Raw genomic sequence first — 18,942 nt, 5'->3', positions numbered from 1 at the left:
ATCCCCCCGAACCCACCCGCGCATGAGGCGCACCCCGTACCTGACGAGATCACGGCGGCCACCGCATCCGTAGCCGTACTGGCCGGCTGGGACCTGAAGTGACGTCGACCTGTCCTCGCCACCTTCGTTGCTCTTGTGACCTTTCCATCGAACGTCCGTAACCAGTAACTTCACTTGTGCGTACGTGTGGGTGACGAGGTTGGCGTGACGGGGGTTGCGTGGTGGCGGGTTTTCGGCCGACGGACTGGCATGTGCTGGATCTGGAGAAGGATCCGACGCCGGGGGATCCGGTCCGGGTGAAGTCCCTCGCCAAGAGCCTGCATGACTTTGCCGATGACGTGCAGGATGCCCTGCGTCTGGTGAAGGGGATGGCGGAGGAGGATGCCGTCCTGACGATGGTGGGCAAGACCGCTGAGGTGTTCCGGGACGAGTTCTCCGGGGTTCCGAAGGATCTCAAGAAGCTGAAGAAGTCGTACGACCTGGCCGGGGATGCGCTGGCCGCGTACTGGCCGAAGCTGGAGCGTGCTCAGGCGCTGGCCGACAAGGCGCTGGCGAAGGGGCGTGAGGCGCAGGCGGATCTGTCGTCCGCCAAGTCGCGGTTGTCGTCGGCCGATTCGTGGGTGAGCCGGGCCAACAAGGAGTCGGACAAGTACAAGGACGATCCGACCGGTGGCAAGGATGTCGAGAAGCCGGACGAGGCGAAGGTCCGTGCGGCGACCCGGGATGCGCAGAGTGCCAAGGACGCCCATACGTCCGCTCAGTCGGATGTGACGTCCGCGCAGAACGCCCTCGACGCGGCGAAGAAGATGGCCGGCGACGCGCGCACCATGCGTGAGGAGGCCGCCGGCGAGGCGAAGCGCAAGCTCGACGAAGCCTCCGACGCGGGGATTCAGAACCGTAAGTGGTACGAGGAGGTCGGGGACTGGTTCGTCGACAACTGGGACACCATCGTCGCCGTCTGCAAGGTCGTCGTCGCCGTCCTCGGCATCATCGCGTTGATCATCGGGGGGCCGATCCTCGGCGCCATCGTGCTGATCGCCGCGCTCGTCGTTCTCGCCGACACCCTCAACAAATATATGAAGGGCCAGGCGTCCCTGTGGGATGTGGCTTTCGCCGCCCTTGACTGCATACCCGGCATGAAGGGGCTGACCACCCTCGGCGGTCTCGCCAAAGGCCTCAAGGGCCTTGGCAAGCTGGGCCTCAAAGGCATGGCCAAAGGCCTTGCGAAGGGGCTGCGTCGTGGTGGGGACGACGCACTCGCGAAGAGCAAGCCTGCGAAGGGGCGTTGCAAAGGCGGCGACCCGATCGACATGGTCTCCGGCGAAATGCTCATGGAGCAGACCGATGTGGTGCTGCCCGGTCTCCTCCCACTGGTTCTCCGGCGTACGCACCTGTCGACCTATCGGTGGGGCCGCTGGTTCGGACCGTCCTGGGCCTCCACGCTCGACGAGCGTCTGGAACTCGATGCCGAAGGCGCTCTGTTCGCGACCGAAGACGGCATGATCCTGGTTTATCCCGTACCGTCGCCAGGTACTTCGGTGCTACCGGTCGAAGGGCCGCGCTGGCCGCTGGACTGGGACGGAGACCCCGGCGCCCCCATCCGCATCACCGATCCGTGGACGGGTCACGTCCGGGAGTTCGCCCCTGCTGGGACGCCCTCGGCCATGGACGAGGCGTTCACCCTGCCGCTGGCCGCGCTGTCGGATCGCAACGGTCATCGCATCGAGTTCGACCGGGCCGACGACGGATCACCCGTGGCCGTCCGGCACTCAGGTGGTTACCACGTCGACATCGACATCGAAGACGGTCGTGTCTCCCGGCTGCGGCTGCGCAACCCCGAGGACGGCCCGGACGGCAGCACCCTGCTGCGCTACGGATACCACGACGGTGACCTCACCGAGATCCGCAACTCCTCCGGGCTGCCACTCCAGCTGACCTACGACGACCACGCACGCGTCACCTCCTGGACCGACCGCAACAACTCCTGGTACCGCTTCACGTACGACGACCAGGACCGCTGCGTCCGCGGCGAGGGCATCGACGGCATCCTCAACTGCACCATCGAGTACGACACCGAGCGCCGGGAAACGCGTTACACCAACTCCCTCGGGCATACGACCACACACTCGTACAACGAACTCCTCCAACGCACGGCCGTCACCAACCAGCTCGGCGCCACCACACTCAGCGAGTGGGACCGGCACAACCGGCTTCTCTCCAGCACCGATCCGCTGGGGAACGTCACGCGCTTCGCCTACGACGACGCCGGTGATCCCCTCGCCATCCACCACCCCGACGGCACGATCGAAACGGCTGAGTACAACGAGTGGCACCAACCCACTGTGGTCGTCGACGCCGACGGCGCCGTGTGGCGGCACGACTACGACGCGCGGGGCAACCGGATCGCCACCACCGACCCTGCCGGTGCCTCGACCACGTACACCTACGACGAGCAGGGGCGACCGTCCGAGGTCGTCGACCCCTTGGGCCGTACCCGCCGTTTCGGGTCCGATGCGGCGGGGCTGGTGGTCTCCGCCGCCGATCCGCTCGGCAACTCCGCCCGTATTCGGCGGGACGCGTTCGGGCGGCCCAAGACGGTCGAGGACGTCCTGGGCCGTGCGATCCACATGGGTTGGTCCGCCGAGGGCAGACTGCTCTGGCGCACGACACACGACGGGCGTCGCGAGCGATGGACGTGGGACGGCGAGGGAAACCTCGTGGACCACACCGATGCCGCCGGGCGCGCCACACGCTTCGCGACCGGCTCCTTCGACCTGCCGAGCGTACGCACCGGTCTCGACGGCAAAACCTACGCCTTTACGTACGACACGGAGCGGCGGCTCACCCGCGTCACCGATCCGCAGGGGCTCTCCTGGACCTACGCCTATGACGCGGGCGGGCGACTGGTGTCCGAGGCCGACTTCAACGGCCGGCCGGTCGAGTACTCCCACGACGCCACGGGAAAACTGGCTTCGCGAACCAACGCGAGCAGCGAGACGGTCCGGTTCACCCGCGACGCCATGGGGCGGACCACATTGCTGGAGACCGCCGACGGCCCGACTGCCTACGCGTACGACGCCGTCGGCCGACTGATCCACTCGGTGACCCACTCGGCCGGCACGGACTGTGAACTCCGCATCGAACGGGATGCGTTGGGCCGCGTCGTCACGGAGCGGGTGAACGGCCGCAGCACGAGGTACCTGTACGACGCGATCGGTCGGCGTGTGTCCCGGACCACACCTACCGGACACGTCTCCACCTGGTCCTACGACGACGCCGACCTGCCCGTCTCCCTGGAGACGGCCGGGCGGACACTGTCCTTCGGCCACGACGTCCTCGGCCGCGAGACCGACAGGCGCCTCGGTGACACGTTCGCCCTCACCCAGACATGGGACTCGGTCGACCGGCTCATCAGCCAGACCGTCGAGGCACACCCGGACAGTGTGGCCGAGCTCCTTCAGGAACGAGTCTTCACCTACGAGGTGGACGGGCGCCTCGCCGGGATCACCGACCGGCTGGCCGGAACCCGCCGCTTCGACTCCGAGCCCGACGGCCGCGTGACCGCAGTCGTCGCCCAGGACTGGACCGAGCGGTACGCCTATGACGGCACAGGGAACGTCACCCACGCGGACACACCGGCCGACGGCGCGACGGACGGGGCCCGGGAGTTCACGGGCACCCTGATCCGGCGCGCGGGCCGCACGATCTACGAGCACGACGCCCAGGGCCGACTGGTGCGGAAGACCCGCCGCCTGCTCAACGGCCGGCGCCGGACGTGGACATACACCTGGAACGCGGAAGACCGGCTCATCGGCACGGTGACGCCGGAAGGACAGCGGTGGAGCTATCTCTACGATCCCGTCGGTCGCAGAATCGCCAAACGACACGTGGCCGAGAACGGCAAAACCCTCCAGGAGATCCTGTTCAGTTGGGACGGCACGCGGGTCGCCGAACAGGTCGACGACGCGGGGCGGGTCCAGACCTGGGACTACACCCCGGGGAGTCATCGGCCGGTCGCCCAGACGGTCGGGGACGGCGACACCGACGCCCGCTTCTACGCCATCGTCGCGGACCTGGTCGGCACACCCATGGAACTCGTCGACGAGGACGGCGACATCGCCTGGCGCCGGCTCGCCACGGTGTGGGGAGCGGGCCTCCGGGGCGGCCCGGCACCGGCGGAGTCCGGCGCGGTCGACTGCCCTCTGCGCTTTCCCGGCCAGTACGCCGACGCCGAGACGGGCCACCACTACAACTACCACCGGCACTACGACCCCGAGACGGGCCGTTACCTATCGCCTGACCCGCTCGGCCTCGAAGCGGCGCCGAACCAGCACGGGTACGTGGCCGCCCCTCAGCAGACATCCGATCCGCTGGGCCTCGCTCCGGACGATTGTGTCCCAGAAGGGATGGACCCGGATTTCCCGACCATTCGGCTGGACAATTACCGCGGCCGGTTCCAGGCGTCACTCCACCGCGACGGCAGACAGCGACTGCCTGCCGACTGGGACGCTCATCACGCGATACCGCAGGAGTATCGTGGACATCCCGATTTCGCCGACTTCGATTTCGACCATCCGTCGAACATGCGAGGAATTCTCGGCAGCAGGTCGGGAGGACGCACAACCAATCACCATCAGGACATAACCAACCACTGGGCAGACTTCCGAGCCGCGAACCCGAACGCGACGAGGACCGAGATCGAGAGTTTCGCCCGGACGATCGACGAGGGATTCCGTGACTATTACTGGTGAGTGGATCGGTGAGTGGGCCGGGCGCATGGACGCGCTGAGCTCCACCTTCATGGAGCAGTTCACGTCCAAGTTCGGGTATCCGCCGGACGAGAACTACGTGGCGCGTACCGCGAGTTCGGGCTCCGCGGAGGTCTCAGGCGTAGAGGGCGTAGAGGGCGTACCCGATGATCTGATCACGTTGTACCGGCATGTGGAGCAGGTCAGCCTTCCGGACGTGGACTCGGGGTTCTTCGTACATCCGGAAGGCCGGACCGTGGCCGGGTTGCGGGGGGACCTTCCGACGCGGATCGCCGGCTCGCGGGAGGACTCCGTAGTCGTCTTCGGATCCGACGGTGGAGGGTCACTGTTCGCTCTGAGCGCCACCGACGGGTCGACCGTGTACCGGCTGCCCCCTTCGCGGGTCGAGGGGGACGTCTACACGTCAGGACCGATCCCACCCGAGGTCGTCGCCTCGGATCTGGCCGGATTCCTGTCGCTTCTGGAACGCGAACTGGAAGCCGGGATCTAAGGGCTGTCCCGGCTCGTCCGGTCCGAAGACCGGTCTCTCAGCCCGCACCCCGACCCGTGGGGTTTCTGACGAGGCACCTTCACTTTCCCGCCTCCCGTGAGCGTGTCGTGCAGGGTCGGTGGACGCAGCGTGACCAACGCCCGCCGCGGTAGAGGCAGATGATTCGCTGGTGCACAGCCGTAGCCTCGTACGCAGCCCCTTTCCCCACCGGGAACCGAACGCCCCGCATTGCGCGTGGATAACGTCGGGCAGTGTGGGGTTCGCAGGCGTGGGCGTGCCTTGAGGGGCTTATGCGCTGCTGATACGGTGCGGTGGCTTGACACGTGTTCCGGCCGTGGCTATTCGACCAGGTCGGGCGGTACGTCCGGTGCGGGGCAAGTGTGCCAAGTGTCCTGGATGAGAGTCCTGGGCCCTGGGCCTGAGGGCTGGCGCGCGTGTGTCCTGCAATGACGAAATCTTCTTGGGTGTACGGGGAGCGGTTGCGTGAAGATCCAAGAGCGTACGGGGGCGGGCAACAACCGTTCCTCCGCGCCGGTTCAGCCGACGATGGGGGAGCGACTTCCCTCGCCGCCTCGCGAGCGCAAACCGGCGCTGGCCGCGCTCGCGGTGCTGCTGATCCTCGTGGGCGCACTCGGGGCGACCATGCTGGTGCTGCGCGCCGGCGACCGTGTCGAGGTCGTCCAGGTGACCGGCGACATCAAGGCCGGTGAGTCCGTCGGGGACAACGTGGGCTCGGTCCTGGTCGCCGACGACGCCGGGGTCAACTACGTCAAGTGGGCTCAGCTCAAGGCCCTGCAGAAGCTCAAGGCCAAGTCCACCATCTACAAGGGCACCCTCGTCATCGGTGAGATGTTCGCCGCCGAGAGCGGCGTCCCGGACGGCAAGGCCGTCGTCGGTCTCTCCCTCAAGGAGGGGCAGTACCCGGAAGGCCTGGACGTGGGCGACCTGGTCGCCGCCTACCAGGTCGGCAACACCGGCTCCTCCAACTCCAACTCCGACGACGAGACGAGCTCCGGTTCCACCGGCTCCGCGGGCGGCGCCGACACGCCGATCGTCGAGAACGCCCGCGTCAGCAAGGTGCCGTCGGTCAACAGCGACTCCACCATCAGCAGCACCAACAAGCGGTACACCGTGACCGTCGACGAGAGCGATGCCGCCGCGCTGGCCCGCGCCGCCGCGGCGAACCAGGTCGCCCTCGTCAAGGTCCCCGGCAACTAGCGGCGGAGAGTCACACACACCATGGCCCTCATCGCCCTCGCCGCGGACAAAGGCTCCCCCGGCGTCACCACGACGGCCGTCGCCCTCGCCGCGGTCTGGCCGCGTCGCGTGCTGCTCGCCGAGACCGACCCGGCCGGCGGCGACCTCGTGTACCGCAGCGCCGCCGCGCACGGCGGACCGCTGAACCCCAACACCGGCATGCTCTCCATCGCCGCCACGGCCCGCCGTGGCCTCGTACCGGATCAACTCTGGGACCACGTACAGCCGTTGAGCGGCGGTCTCGAAGTGCTCGTCGGGCTCGGGAACGCCGAGCAGGCGGCCGGGCTCGCGGGTCTGTGGCCCATCCTCGGCCGTGCCTTCGCGCAGCTCGCCGACTCCGAGCACGCACCCGCCGACGTCATAGCGGACTGCGGACGGATCAGCGGGGACACCCCGGCCGTCGAGATGTTCTCGCAGGCCGCGCTCGTCCTGCTCGTGTCGCGCACCGAGCCGGAGGCCATCGCCCGCGTACGCGACCGGGCCGCCGCGCTCACCGGCAAACTGCACGGCGGACCGCGTGGCGCCTCCGCGCTCGGCACCCCTCTCATCGGCGTCGTCCTCATAGCCGACCCGGGCGACTCCGCCAAGATCGTCCACCAGGTCAACGACATGCTGGTGGCCGCGCAGACCGGCGCCCGCGTCGTCGGCACGGTCGCCGAGGACCCCACGGGCGCCGACCAGTTGGCCGGCCGCAAGCGTGGACGGCTCGACAAGTCGCTGCTCATCCGCTCGGCCCGCAAGGTGACCTCGGACCTCTACCAGCAGTTCGGCGCGGCCTGGTCCGTGCCGGCCGGCGGCCCCAACGGCTCGCCCTCCGCCGGAGCCCGCCGATGACAGCGGGGACGTACGGGAGTGAGAGCGGGACCGGGACCGCCGACGCGTACCGGCGCGGGACAGCGGGAGGCCGGCGATGACCGCCGTCGATCACCAGCTGGTCAAGCGGTTCCGGCAGGACGCCGGTGACCGTATCTCCGAGCAGCGCCGCCTCGACCAGGTCTCCGGCGTCACGCCGATGTCCAACGAGGACGAGCGGCAGTACGCCCGCGCAGTCATAGCCCAGATCCTGGAGGACCACGCCCGGACGGAGATCAACTCCGGCCGTACGCCCCTGGACGCCGAGACCGAGGAGCAGTACGCGGCCGCCGTGCACGCCGCGCTCTTCGGCGTCGGCCGGCTGCAGCCGCTCCTCGACAACCCCGAGGTCGAGAACATCGACATCAACGGGTACGACCAGGTCTTCGTCGGCTACGCGAACGGCCAGGAGGTCAGGGGCGATCCCGTCGCCGAGACCGACGAGGAGCTCATCGAGCTGATCCAGATCCTCGGCGCGTACTCGGGCCTGTCCTCCCGCCCCTTCGACTCCGCCAACCCGCAGCTCGACCTGCGGCTGCCGGACGGCTCGCGCCTCTCCGCCGTCATGGACGTGACCCGCAGGCCCGCCCTGTCCATCCGCCGCGCGCGCATGGGCAAGGTCTTCATGTCGGATCTCGTGGGCAACGGAACGCTCACCCCCGAGGTGGGACACTTCCTCGCCTGCGCGGTCCGGGCCCGCAAGAACATCATGATCGCGGGCGCGACCAACGCAGGCAAGACGACGCTCCTGCGCGCCCTCGCGAATGAGATCCCGCCGCACGAGCGCCTCATCACCGTCGAACGCGCCCTGGAACTCGGCCTCGACACCTTCACCGACCTGCACCCGAACGTCGTGGCGTTCGAGGAGCGGCTGCCCAACTCCGAGGGCCAGGGCATGATCTCGATGGCGGAACTGGTCCGGCGCTCGCTGCGTATGAACCCCTCCCGCGTCATCGTCGGTGAGGTCCTCGGCGACGAGATCGTGACCATGCTGAACGCGATGTCGCAGGGCAACGACGGCTCGCTCTCCACGATCCACGCCAACAGCTCCCACGAGGTCTTCAACCGTATTTCCACGTACGCGCTCCAGGCCACCGAACGCCTGCCCATCGAGGCCAGCCAGATGCTCGTCGCGGGCGCCGTGAACTTCGTCGTCTTCGTCCAGCGGCGCAACAACTTCGAGTCCGGCGGCCGGCTCCAGCGCGTGGTCACCTCCATCCGGGAGGTCAACGGCGTCGACGGGCGCGTCCTGTCCAGCGAGGTGTTCGCCGAGACACCGGACGGCCGGGTCCTGCCGCACGCCCCCCTCGCCTGCCTCGAAGACCTGATCCAGTACGGCTATCGCCTGCCCGGCGGGAACTGGGGGTGAACCGATCATGCGTGCACCATCCGTGAGCGAACCGACCATGAACCTGGCAGCGCTCGACTCGCTCGGTTCCATGGGCGGGCTGTTCTCCACGACCGTCCTGTACGCGCTCGCGTGCGGCATCGCCGTCGGCGGCGGACTCGCCCTGTTCGCCGTCGCGGTCCGCGGACTGCCCGTCAAACCCGAGCACGAGAAGCACAAGGCGAGCGAACGGGCCGCCGAGCTCGTACGGTTCGCAGGGCGCCGCGGTTCCATCGCCGCCGGCGCCGGCATCGTCGTCCTGCTGCTCACCCGGTGGGCCGTCGCCGGTGCCGCGACCGCCATCCTCGTCTTCTTCTGGGACAAGCTCTTCGGCGGCGCCTCCGAGGAGAAGTCCGCCATGCGCCGCGTGGAGGCCCTCGCCTCCTGGACCGAGTCGCTGCGCGACACCATCGCGGGCGCGGTCGGCCTGGAACAGGCCATCCCCGCCTCCGCCCGCGCCTCGGCACCCGTCCTGCGCCCACACCTCGACGCCCTCGTCGACCGCCTGCGCTCCCGTACTCCGCTGCCGGAAGCACTCCAGCAGCTCGCCGACGAGATCAACGACGCGTCCGCCGACATCATCGTGGCCGCGCTGATCCTCAACGCCCGCCTGCGCGGCCCGGGTCTGCGCCAGGTCCTGGGCGCGCTCGCCAAGTCGGCGCGCGAAGAGGTCGACATGCGCCAGCGCGTCATGGCCCAGCGCGCCTCGACGCGCCGCTCGGTGCAGATCGTCGTGGCCGTGTCGATCGCCTTCGTGCTCGGCCTGTCCATCTTCAACCGGGAGTTCGTCGAGCCGTACGGAACGGCCGTCGGACAGCTCGTACTCGCCTGCGTCTGCGGCCTGTTCGCGCTCGGCTTCTGGTGGCTGCGCAAGCTGTCGACCATCGAGACGCCGGAGCGCTTCCTGGTACGGGACGAGTCGTCGGTCCAGTTCGTCCGCCCGCGCACACCGTCCCAGTCCCCGTCCCCATCACCTTCGTCCCCGTCGCAGTCGCTGCCTGAAGAGGGGGTACGCCGATGAACTCGACCCTGACCCTGCCGGTCCTGGTCGGCGCCGTCCTGGGCCTGGGTATCTACGCGTTGGTCCGCGCCCTGATGCCGGCCAAGCGCAGCGCCGTCGCCCAGGTCGCGCGCATCGACGCGATGAGGGCACGGGGAGCGGCGTACGAGTCCGCGCACCGCACCTCCGACGCCGGGCGGCTCGACAGCGTACGGGCCCGGGTGGGCCGGCGCGTCGCCGAGCTCTATCTGCAGCAGGGCTGGGAACAGCGCTCGCTGCGGGCCGACCTGGCGGTGCTCGACCGGAGCTGGGAGAACTTCCTCGCGACGAAGGTGCTGCTGGGGGCCGCGGGACTGTTCTTCGGGCCGCTCATGTTCGCCGTGGTCTGGACGCTCGGCTTCGGGCGCAGCCCCGCCATCCCGGTCTGGCTGGCCCTGCTCTTCGCGGTCGTCTTCTTCTTCCTGCCGGATCTGGAGGTGCGCCGGGACGCGGCCGAGAAGCGGCGCGACCTGCGGCGCGTGATCGGCGCGTACCTCGACCTGGTGTCGATGAGCCTGGCGGGCGGCCGCGGTCTCCCCGAGGCCCTGATGGCGGCCGCCGAGGTCTCCGACGGCTGGGCCACGCAGCGCATCCGTAACGCGCTCGCGGACGCCCGGATCACCGGCATCAGCCAGTGGCAGGCCCTCGGTTCGCTGGGGGAGGAGATCGGGGTCGAGGAGCTGAAGGACCTGTCGGCCTCGCTGGCGCTCGTCGCGGACGACGGCGCGAAGGTGCGCGAGTCGCTCGCCTCGCGCGCCGAGACGATGCGGCACCGCGAACTCGCCGAGATCGAGGGCAGCGCGGGCGAGAAGTCGCAGTCGATGCTCGTGGCGCAGCTGCTGCTCTGTGCCGGCTTCCTGGTCTTCCTGATCTTCCCGGCGGCGATGCGCGTGTTCCAGGTTTGAGGCCCCTTCAAAACCGACCCCGGCTCCGACTCCGAATTCCGGCTCCGGCTTCCGACAACTGCTTCTCCGAACCCTTCTGAACTGTTCTGAACTGTTCCGAACCGCTACGAACTGCCTTGAGAGGACAACTCACCATGAACGGACGTAACTACAGCACCGGGATCCCGGGGGTGGACTTCCTGATCACCTTCCTCCAGGGCCGGGTACAGCGCGCCCGCTCCGGCGAACTCGACCGCGGTGCGTCCGCGGTGGAGTGGGTCATCATCTCGGCGGTCGTCGTGGCGATCGTCGGCGTGGTCGCCGCGATCATCAACGCCGCGCTCAGCGACGGCGCCAACAAGGTCGGCGACTGCATCAAGGGCGCGGACGCGGGCAGCACCTGCTGATTCGTGCCGATTCGCCCGTTCCGTCGCCGACTTTTCTCTTACGCATACGGGGTTGCTGGTGAGCGTACGACGTTGGGTACGCCGCCGGGTGGAGGCCGCCTCCGCCCGCGGTGACTCCGGCATGACCGCGATCGAGTTCGTGCTGCTCACGCCCGTCCTCTTCTTCATGATCTTCGCTACGGTGCAGTTCGCGCTGTATTTCTTCGCCGACCACGTGGCCCAGGCGGCGGCCCAGGCCGGCGCCCGCAAGGCCCGCGCCACGGCCGACGAGTCGCCGGGCGCCTGGCGAGGCGATGCGCGGGACGTGGTGGAGAGCTACATCGCGCAACTGGGACCGCAGTTGGTGCTCGGACCGGATGTGAAGACGGTCCAGCCGGCTCCGAACACGGTCGGGGTGGAGATCACGGCGAAGGTGCCTTCGGTGTTCCCGGGGCTGGACCTGACCGTGCACGCGCAGTCGGTGGGGCCGGTGGAGCGGTTCGTCGAGGAGGGCGAGAACTAGATGCGCTCACTCGTAAGGCGCTCCCTTGCAAACGCGGCCGGCGACCGGGGGCTGTCCACCGTCGAGGTGGTGATCCTCGCGCCGGTGATGATCCTCTTCATCCTCGTGCTGGTGGCCTTCGGGCAACTGGTGGACGGACGAGGGGCGCTCGACGGCGCCGCCCGGGACGCGGCGCGCTCCGGGTCGCTCCAGCGGGACGCGGGCTCCGCGATGGCGGAGGCGCAGAAGGCGGCGGACGCCGACCTGTCGGACGTCTGCTCAGGGCCGGTGTCGGTGAACCAGACCAGTGCCGGCTTCGAGGACGCCGACCTCTTCACCGTGGAGGTCAGCTGCGAGGTGCGGGGCCTGGCCATGCTCGGTCTGGACGTACCGACCCGGCTGACCGCGTCGTTCACCTCGCCGCTGGATCCCTTCAAGAGGAAGGCGTGACGGGGACCGTGAGGGGAGGAGAGAGGGGCACCGTGAAGGGAGGCGTGAGTGGAGGCGTGATGGCGGGTTTCGTACGGCGTACGGCGGACATCGTGCGCGGCTGGCCGGTTGCGCGCCGCGTGCGCAGCGTGCCTCTCGACGACCGCGGGTCGGGCGCCGGCGCAGTGATCATCTTCGCGCTCGTGTTCCTGTCCCTCTCCGCCTTCGTCATCGACGGCGGCCTGTCCATCTCCAAGCGCGAACGCGCCGCCGACATCGCGGAACAGGCCGCCCGTTACGCCGCTCAGGACGTCGACCTCGAAGAGCTGTACCAGAACGAGGGTGGCGGTGCGCCGATCCTCTTCGAGAACTGCGGCGCCCGTGTGAAGGCCTTCGCCCGGGAAATGGGCATGACCGCCGCGGACACGGCCGCCACGAACTGCGTCGCCGCGGACGCCGACCAGGTCGAGGTGGAGGTCCAGCTCACCTACTCGCCGGTCTTCACGGGCATGTTCTACGGCGGCGACGTGACGGTGCGGGGCCGGGCCGTGGCGGAGAACGAGGTCGGCTGAGACAGCCGCGGCGACGGGCCCTGCCCCCCCCGCTGCTACTTGCCGTCACCCTTGCCGCCGTCCTTACCGCCGCCCTTGCCGTCGGACTTCACGCCCTCGGAGACCTGCTTCGCCAGGTCGTCGTCCAGCTTCTTGAACTCGCGGACGATCGCGTCCGACATCTGGGCCAGGGCGTCGAGAGCCTGGTTGATGTCCTCGCGGCCGTCCTCCCAGTTGGACTCGAAGTCCTCCAGCTTGTCGTAGACGCCGCCGTCGCCGATGTCGTCCTCGTAGGACTGGAAGAGCTTCTTGGTGTGGTTCATCCGCGACTTGATGTCACGCAGCCGGGTGCCGTAGTCCTCCAGCTCGCTCAACGGGAGCGCGAGGTCCGGTTTGCCGCCCATGTCAGGTCCCCCTCCTGATGGTCCGTGTCCTGGCCCATGGCTTCCTGGTCCGGTGGCTTCGTGGTCCGTGGCTTCTGTGGCGGAAGTCTACGTCCGGGCCCGGTCGGCCAACCGGTCGATCGGCCAGCCGATCGCCAGCCGATCGCCGGTCGATCTCCGGTCGTTCAAAGCGGGCTTAGGGGGCAGATGCTGACGAACCAGTCGCGGGGAAAGTTTTCCGCCCTCCCTGCCCTTCGACACCCTCAATAAGATCTAAGTAGGCTCAGCACACCCCCCGCACTCCTGCCCCTCCCTCCGCTCTCCTGACCCCCCTCCACACACAACATCAGGACACCCGCCATGGCGCGACGTACCACTTCCAACTCGCCGGGAAGCTCGCCGGGGCCCTCGCAGGGTCCGAGGAACCGGACGCCGCAACCCCTGCCCCGGCGCCGCCGCTCGGTGGGGGACTTCGCCAAGGCGTTCCTCGCCCTCGTCGCCCTGCTGGTGCTGCTCATCGGCGTGCCCGGGGCGCTCGCCACCCAGATCGGCTGGCCGCTGCCCTCCGGGGCGCCGAAGGTGGAGTGGCTGCAGCAGGAGATCACCGTCGACACGTTCATCAACGTGCTGACCGTGGTCGTCTGGCTGGCCTGGGCCCAGTTCACCGCCTGCGTGCTCGTCGAGGTGAAGGCCGCGCTGTCCGGTGTCGGACTGCCGAACCGGGTGCCGGGCGCCGGGCCGAGCCAGCTGCTCGCACGGCAGCTCGTCGCCGCGCTGCTGCTGGTCGGCGCCGCCGCGGCGAGCTTCGCGCCGGGTCTTTCGCAGCTCGGCCAGCAGTTGGAGGGGAACCAGCGGCCGGCCGTCGCCGCCGCGGCTCAGCAGACGCCGGGCGGGCTGCTGGGACAGCAGCAGGAGCAGGCCGCCGCGAGCGCCGCCGCGCTGGCCGAGCAGGCCGCCGATGCCGCCGCGCACGCGGAGGGCGGGAGCGGCGCCCGGGCGTCCGAGGACGACACGAAGTTCTACCGGATCCAGCCGCCCGAGGGCCGCCACCACGACTCCCTCTGGGAGGTCGCCGAGCGCCACCTCGGCGACGGGCGCCGGTACAAGGAGATCTACCAGCTCAACAAGGACCGTACGCAGCCCGACGGTTCGAAGCTCTCCGAGGCCAGCCTCATCCGGCCCGGCTGGATCATGGAGATGCCCGGCGACGCCCGCGGCGGCGAACTGGTCGAGATGCCCGACGAGGCCCCGAAGGTCTCGCCGGAGGTCCAGCGGCAGATCTCCGACTACTCCAGGACCGGCGGCGACCACCAGCAGGGCGGCGGACAGCAAGGGGCCGGGCAGCAGGGCCAGGGCGGCGGCTTCGGGGCCCAGGACCGCGACACCGCCCACATCAGCCTCCCCGAGCAGCGGCCCGCCCCCGACCGGGGACACGACCAGGGCCGGCCGGGACAGCCCGGCCAGCAGGGCCAGGGCCAGGGTCAGGAACAGAGGCAGGGCCAGGAGCAGGCCACCCCCGCCGCCGGCGAAGGCAGCGGTTTCGGGCTGCCCCAGGCGCTGCTCGGCGCGCCCCTCCTCGCCGCCGGCCTCCTCGGCGCCCTCGGCCGGCGCCGCCGCCAGGCGCTGTGGCAGTCCGCGCTCGGTGCCGTCGGCGGACGCCGCGGCATGGAGCCGCCCACGCCCACCGGAGCCGCCGCCGACGCGCAGGACGCGCTGCTGGTGGGGGCCGACCCCGAGGGCGTACGGCTGCTCGACCGGTCGTTGCGCGGGCTCGCCGCGGCGCTCGCCGGTGAGTCCCGTGCGCTGCCGACCGTGTACGCGGCCTGGATGAGCGGCAACGGCGATCTGCACCTCCAGCTGGCCCAGCCGGCCGGCAAGCCGCCCACGCCCTGGCAGCTCGGGCAGGACCAGACGTTCTGGATGCTGGCCCGCGCCGACGCCGAACGGTACGAGGACGTGGACACGGCTGCCCCGTACCCCGGGCTCGTCAGCCTCGGCACGATGGACGACTCGCGGCTGCTGCTCAACCTGGAGTCCGTGCCCGGCATCGTCTCGCTGAGCGGCCGCGAGCAGGACCGGGCCGGAGTGTTCGCCTCCGTGGCCGCCGAGCTGGCCACCAACGGCTGGTCCGACCGCATGACGATCACGCTCGTCGGCTTCGGCGAGGACCTGACGCCGCTCGCGCCCAACCGGCTGCGCCACCTCGACGACATCGAGGCGCTCGTCGAGACCATGGAGGCGGAGACGCGGCAGCGGCGCGGCGCGCTGGGAGCCGCAGGGCACGACTCGGTTCTCACCGGGCGTACGGGCCCGGCCCAGCACACCCGTTGGGCCCCGCACCTCGTGCTGCTGGCCGCCGAGCCGTCCGCCGAGGACGCCGTCAAGCTCGCCGAACTGGCCGCCGACGCGAGCCGCCTGGGCATCGGGTACCTCGTCGGCACGCAGTCGGGCGACCTGCCCGGGGCCGCCTGGGAGATGGAGATCACCAGCGAGGGCAAGCTCCTCGCGCCGCTCCTCGGGCTCGAACTCGACGCGCAGCTCCTGCCGGTGTCCCAGCAGCGTGCCGTCGTCGAGCTGTTCACGGACGCCGACCCGGAGCGCGACGACGACCGCCCGGCCACCACACCGCCGTTCCTCGTCGACATCAGTGAGCAGGGGCGTCCCGCGGTGTACGCGCGGCTCGTCGGCCCGTACGAGATCATCGGCCTGGAGACGCCGGACGGTGAGCGCAGTCCGCTGCTGCACGAGGCGCTGGCGCTGCTGCTTCTGCACCGCGAAGGGGTGCACCCGCGGGTGCTGTCCTCCGCGCTCTGGCCGCGCGGGGTCACGGACGACGTCCGGGACGCGCTCGTCGAGCGGCTGCGCGCCTGGCTCGGCGCCGACCCGGACGGCACACCGCGGCTCGCCGCCGACGCGACCGGGCGGCTCAAGCTCGCCAAGTCCGTCGTGTCCGACCTGGACGTGCTGCGGTCGCTGTACCACGAGGCCACCCAGGGCCGGGGCGCGAACAGCCGTGCGGTGCGCGGCCGTCTGCTGACCGACGCGCTGGTGCTGGTACGGGGTCCGCTGCTGGCCGAGCGGCCCGAGGGGCGGTACGGCTGGCTGACCCACGAGATCATCGACGCCCAACTGCCGCTGCTCGTCGCGGACATCGGCCTCGCCCTCTCCGCGTTCCACCTGGAGAAGAACCGGGCCGAGAAGGCGATCGAGGCGCTCGACGCGGCGCTGGGCTCCGCGCCGGGCGACGAGCGGCTGTGGCACGAGCTGCTGCGGGCCACGCACTCGACCGGCGACAGCGACCGGCTGAAGCGCCTCGCGGCTGACCTGGTCGCGCGCAGCGGCGCGCGCGGGCTGCCGCCGCGGACCGAGGCCCTCCTCGACGAACTGCTGCCGACCTGGCGCAGCGGCGTCGCCGCCGCGGGATGAACGAGCTCCCGCTGATCGACCTCGACCAGGTGGTCATCGTCGGCGCCGCCCTGTGGGGCGGCGTCGCCGGTCTGTTCGTCCCCCGACCCGCCCACCGTTTCTCGGTCGACCCCGACGAGCCGTGGCGGGACCGCTGCCCCGAGGGACACCTCATCGGCGGCTGGACGGGACCGGCTCGCTGCCGGGAGTGCGGGCGCCCCGGGGCCGGGGAGGATACGTACGGTCGGCGTCGTACGTACGGCCCCGGCACGCTCCTCGTCTCCCTCGCCACCGCCCTCGTCTGCGGGGCCCTCGCCGCGGCGACCGGTACCCGGCCCGAGCTGGCCGTCTGGCTGCTGCTCGCGCCCCTCGGCGTACTTCTCGCGGTCGTGGACTTCACGGTGCAGCGCCTGCCGGACGTACTGACGCTGTCCCTGGCGGGGGCCGCCCTGCTCCTCCTCGCGGGCGCCGCGGCCGTACCCGAGCACGCCGGCGACTGGCTGACCGCGCTGTACGGGGCCCTGGCGCTCGGCGCCGCCTACTTCGTCCTCTTCCTCATCAACCCGGGCGGCATGGGATTCGGCGACGTGAAACTCGCCCTCGGCCTCGGTGCCGTCCTCGGCTGGTACGGCTGGGCGACCGTACTGCTCGGCACCTTCGCGGGGTTCCTGTTCGGCGGCCTGTACGGGATGGGCCTCGTCGTCGCCCGCCGAGCCGGCCGCAAGACGTCCATCCCCTTCGGCCCGTTCCTGATCGCCGGCGCGTTCACGGGCCTGCTCATCGGGGCGTACGCCGCCTGACGTCGGGTGATCACATCGCCTGGCGTACGCTGGATCAGTCTGTCCACACCCCCATGAAAGGGACCGCCCCGGTGACCGAGAAGGCCGACCTTCAGTCCGTCCTCGACCGTGCCGCCGAGGGTGGGCGGATCACCCCGGAAGAGGCGCTCGACCTCTACCGCGACGCCCCGCTGCACGCGCTGGGCTCCGCCGCCGACGCCGTACGCCGCCGTCGGTACGCCGGTACGGAGCACATCGCGACGTACATCATCGAGCGGAACATCAACTACACGAACGTCTGCGTCACGGCGTGCAAGTTCTGCGCGTTCTACGCGGCGCCCAAGGACACCGCCAAGGGCTGGACGCGGGACCTCGACGACATCCTGCGCCGGTGCGCCGAGACCGTCGAACTCGGCGGCACGCAGATCATGTTCCAGGGCGGGCACCACCCGGACTTCGGCGTCGAGTACTACGAGGAGCACTTCGCCGCGATCAAGGCCGCGTACCCGCAGCTCGTCATCCACAGCCTGGGGGCGAGCGAGGTCGAGCACATGGCCCGTATCTCCAAGGTGAGCGCCGAGGAGGCGATCCGGCGGATCCACGCCGCCGGTCTCGACTCCTTCGCCGGCGCCGGCGCCGAGCTGCTGCCCGCGCGGCCCCGCAAGGCCATCGCCCCGCTCAAGGAGAGCGGCGAGCGCTGGCTGGAGATCATGGAGACCGCGCACAACCTGGGCGTGGAGTCCACGTCCACCATGCTCATGGGCACCGGCGAGACCAACGCCGAGCGCATCGAGCACCTGCGGATGATCCGTGACGTACAGGACCGGACGGGCGGCTTCCGCGCCTTCATCCCGTACACGTACCAGCCCGAGAACAACCACCTCAAGGGGCGTACGCAGGCCACGCTCTTCGAGTACCTGCGGATGATCGCCATCGCGCGGCTGTTCATGGACAACGTCGCCCACATCCAGGGCTCGTGGCTCACCACCGGCAAGGAGGTCGGCCAGTTGTCGCTGCACTACGGCGCGGACGACCTCGGCTCGATCATGCTGGAGGAGAACGTCGTCTCGTCGGCCGGCGCCAAGCACCGCTCCAACCGTATGGAGATCATCGACCTGATCCGCAAGGCGGGGCGGGTGCCGGCGCAGCGGGCGACGACGTACGAGCACATCGTCGTCCACGACGACCCGGCGAACGACCCCGTCGACGATCGGGTGCAGTCGCACATCTCGTCGACCGCGATCGAGGGCGGGACGGCGCACCCCGAGCTGAAGCTGCTCGCCTCCAACTAGGCCTGGAGCGGAGGGGGTCCGGCCGGTGGCGCTGACGATCCACGCGGCGGACGAGCTGCGTCCGAGCTGGGACGGCCCCGAGGTGGTCGCGGGCGGGGCTGTGGTGGTGGAGGGTGACCGGGTCGCCGCGACGGGTTCCGTGGCGGAGCTCGTGGAGCAGTTTCCGGGGGCCCGGGTGCGGCGGTGGCGCGGGGTGCTCGGGCCGGCGCTCGTCCACGGGGGGCCGCTGCCGGATGCGCCGACGCCGCGGGAACGTGTGCACGGGCTGTTGAAGCTGGGTGCGGTGGCCTGTCTGGCGGAGTACGCCGACACACCCGAGCTTCGGGCTGCCGCCGGGCGCAACGACGTGGCGGTGCTGCCGCGGGTGCGCGTCGCGACGATCGTCGCCGGGGGGCGGGCCGACCTGGCGGTGTTCGCCGCGGGCGGTGGGTGTGTGGCTACGGTGTGCGGGGGGCGGTTGGTGCACCGCAGATAGCTTCGCTGGTTGGGCGGGTTCCCTTTGGCTGCGGCCCGGTGGGGGCTGGCCGCGCAGTTCCC

At 70.2% G+C, this 18,942-nt stretch carries 16 protein-coding genes; 15 read left to right on the top strand and 1 reads right to left on the bottom strand.

The window, feature by feature from the left end; all coding sequences use genetic code 11:
* The first annotated feature begins 251 nt into the window (after positions 1-251).
* From AOK01_RS06320 to AOK01_RS06270, 11 genes are all read left to right on the top strand, one after another.
* On the top strand, positions 252-4,751 hold the full coding sequence (locus AOK01_RS06320) for a DUF6531 domain-containing protein (RefSeq protein ID WP_055509299.1): 4,500 nt from the start codon (positions 252-254) through the stop codon (positions 4,749-4,751).
* On the top strand, positions 4,735-5,259 hold the full coding sequence (locus AOK01_RS06315) for a hypothetical protein (protein ID WP_157871200.1): 525 nt from the start codon (positions 4,735-4,737) through the stop codon (positions 5,257-5,259). The genes AOK01_RS06320 and AOK01_RS06315 overlap by 17 nt, the downstream gene beginning before the upstream one ends.
* Positions 5,260-5,742: 483 nt before the next feature.
* Positions 5,743-6,477, top strand: coding sequence for a hypothetical protein (locus AOK01_RS06310; protein WP_055509296.1), 735 nt, complete (start codon positions 5,743-5,745; stop codon positions 6,475-6,477).
* Positions 6,478-6,498: 21 nt separating this feature from the next.
* On the top strand, positions 6,499-7,350 hold the full coding sequence (locus AOK01_RS06305; RefSeq protein ID WP_055509294.1) for a hypothetical protein: 852 nt from the start codon (positions 6,499-6,501) through the stop codon (positions 7,348-7,350).
* Between the two features lie 76 nt (positions 7,351-7,426).
* Positions 7,427-8,737: a TadA family conjugal transfer-associated ATPase gene (locus AOK01_RS06300; protein WP_055509292.1), complete on the top strand. Its 1,311-nt coding sequence runs from the start codon at positions 7,427-7,429 to the stop codon at positions 8,735-8,737.
* Positions 8,738-8,807: 70 nt separating this feature from the next.
* Positions 8,808-9,776: a type II secretion system F family protein gene (locus AOK01_RS06295; RefSeq protein ID WP_055509346.1), complete on the top strand. Its 969-nt coding sequence runs from the start codon at positions 8,808-8,810 to the stop codon at positions 9,774-9,776.
* Positions 9,773-10,699 (top strand): type II secretion system F family protein, encoded by a 927-nt coding sequence (locus AOK01_RS06290; protein WP_055509290.1) that lies wholly within the window; start codon positions 9,773-9,775, stop codon positions 10,697-10,699. The genes AOK01_RS06295 and AOK01_RS06290 overlap by 4 nt, the downstream gene beginning before the upstream one ends.
* A gap of 134 nt (positions 10,700-10,833) precedes the next feature.
* Entirely contained in the window at positions 10,834-11,085 is a 252-nt protein-coding gene (locus AOK01_RS06285) for a hypothetical protein (protein ID WP_055509289.1), read from the top strand.
* A 52-nt stretch (positions 11,086-11,137) separates the two neighbouring features.
* Positions 11,138-11,587, top strand: a complete 450-nt coding sequence (locus tag AOK01_RS06280; RefSeq protein WP_055509286.1) for a TadE family protein — start codon at positions 11,138-11,140, stop codon at positions 11,585-11,587.
* Complete coding sequence (locus AOK01_RS06275; RefSeq protein ID WP_055509284.1) at positions 11,588-12,016, top strand: TadE/TadG family type IV pilus assembly protein; 429 nt, start codon at positions 11,588-11,590, stop codon at positions 12,014-12,016.
* A 59-nt stretch (positions 12,017-12,075) separates the two neighbouring features.
* Positions 12,076-12,567, top strand: coding sequence for a pilus assembly protein TadG-related protein (locus AOK01_RS06270; RefSeq protein ID WP_055509282.1), 492 nt, complete (start codon positions 12,076-12,078; stop codon positions 12,565-12,567).
* Between the two features lie 35 nt (positions 12,568-12,602).
* On the opposite strand, the gene AOK01_RS06265 is transcribed toward AOK01_RS06270, so the two are convergent.
* Positions 12,603-12,950, bottom strand: a complete 348-nt coding sequence (locus tag AOK01_RS06265) for a hypothetical protein (RefSeq protein ID WP_055509280.1) — start codon at positions 12,948-12,950, stop codon at positions 12,603-12,605.
* A 339-nt stretch (positions 12,951-13,289) separates the two neighbouring features.
* On the opposite strand from AOK01_RS06265, the gene AOK01_RS06260 reads away from it, so the two are divergent.
* From AOK01_RS06260 to AOK01_RS06245, 4 genes are all read left to right on the top strand, one after another.
* Positions 13,290-16,355: a BTAD domain-containing putative transcriptional regulator gene (locus AOK01_RS06260; RefSeq protein ID WP_055509278.1), complete on the top strand. Its 3,066-nt coding sequence runs from the start codon at positions 13,290-13,292 to the stop codon at positions 16,353-16,355.
* Positions 16,352-17,134 (top strand): prepilin peptidase, encoded by a 783-nt coding sequence (locus AOK01_RS06255; protein WP_055509275.1) that lies wholly within the window; start codon positions 16,352-16,354, stop codon positions 17,132-17,134. The genes AOK01_RS06260 and AOK01_RS06255 overlap by 4 nt, the downstream gene beginning before the upstream one ends.
* A 71-nt stretch (positions 17,135-17,205) precedes the next feature.
* Entirely contained in the window at positions 17,206-18,405 is a 1,200-nt protein-coding gene (gene mqnC, locus AOK01_RS06250) for a cyclic dehypoxanthinyl futalosine synthase (RefSeq protein ID WP_055509272.1), read from the top strand.
* A gap of 25 nt (positions 18,406-18,430) precedes the next feature.
* The gene (locus tag AOK01_RS06245) at positions 18,431-18,880 is read left to right on the top strand and encodes an imidazolonepropionase-like domain-containing protein (RefSeq protein ID WP_425424721.1); all 450 of its coding nucleotides are present in this window, start codon (positions 18,431-18,433) and stop codon (positions 18,878-18,880) included.
* Positions 18,881-18,942 lie beyond the last annotated feature (62 nt).

This window comes from Streptomyces aurantiacus, from assembly GCF_001418335.1.
Taxonomy (GTDB): domain Bacteria; phylum Actinomycetota; class Actinomycetes; order Streptomycetales; family Streptomycetaceae; genus Streptomyces; species Streptomyces aurantiacus.
This window is presented reverse-complemented; position numbering and strand designations above follow the sequence as displayed.

Coding starts and splice junctions, on each gene's coding strand:
- AOK01_RS06305 (WP_055509294.1), top strand. CDS start 6,499: ATGGCCCTCATCGCCCTCGCCGCGGACAAAGGCTCCCCCGGCGTCACC.
- AOK01_RS06300 (WP_055509292.1), top strand. CDS start 7,427: ATGACCGCCGTCGATCACCAGCTGGTCAAGCGGTTCCGGCAGGACGCC.
- AOK01_RS06295 (WP_055509346.1), top strand. CDS start 8,808: ATGGGCGGGCTGTTCTCCACGACCGTCCTGTACGCGCTCGCGTGCGGC.
- AOK01_RS06290 (WP_055509290.1), top strand. CDS start 9,773: ATGAACTCGACCCTGACCCTGCCGGTCCTGGTCGGCGCCGTCCTGGGC.
- AOK01_RS06285 (WP_055509289.1), top strand. CDS start 10,834: ATGAACGGACGTAACTACAGCACCGGGATCCCGGGGGTGGACTTCCTG.
- AOK01_RS06275 (WP_055509284.1), top strand. CDS start 11,588: ATGCGCTCACTCGTAAGGCGCTCCCTTGCAAACGCGGCCGGCGACCGG.
- AOK01_RS06270 (WP_055509282.1), top strand. CDS start 12,076: ATGGCGGGTTTCGTACGGCGTACGGCGGACATCGTGCGCGGCTGGCCG.
- AOK01_RS06265 (WP_055509280.1), bottom strand. CDS start 12,950: ATGGGCGGCAAACCGGACCTCGCGCTCCCGTTGAGCGAGCTGGAGGAC.
- AOK01_RS06260 (WP_055509278.1), top strand. CDS start 13,290: ATGGCGCGACGTACCACTTCCAACTCGCCGGGAAGCTCGCCGGGGCCC.
- AOK01_RS06255 (WP_055509275.1), top strand. CDS start 16,352: ATGAACGAGCTCCCGCTGATCGACCTCGACCAGGTGGTCATCGTCGGC.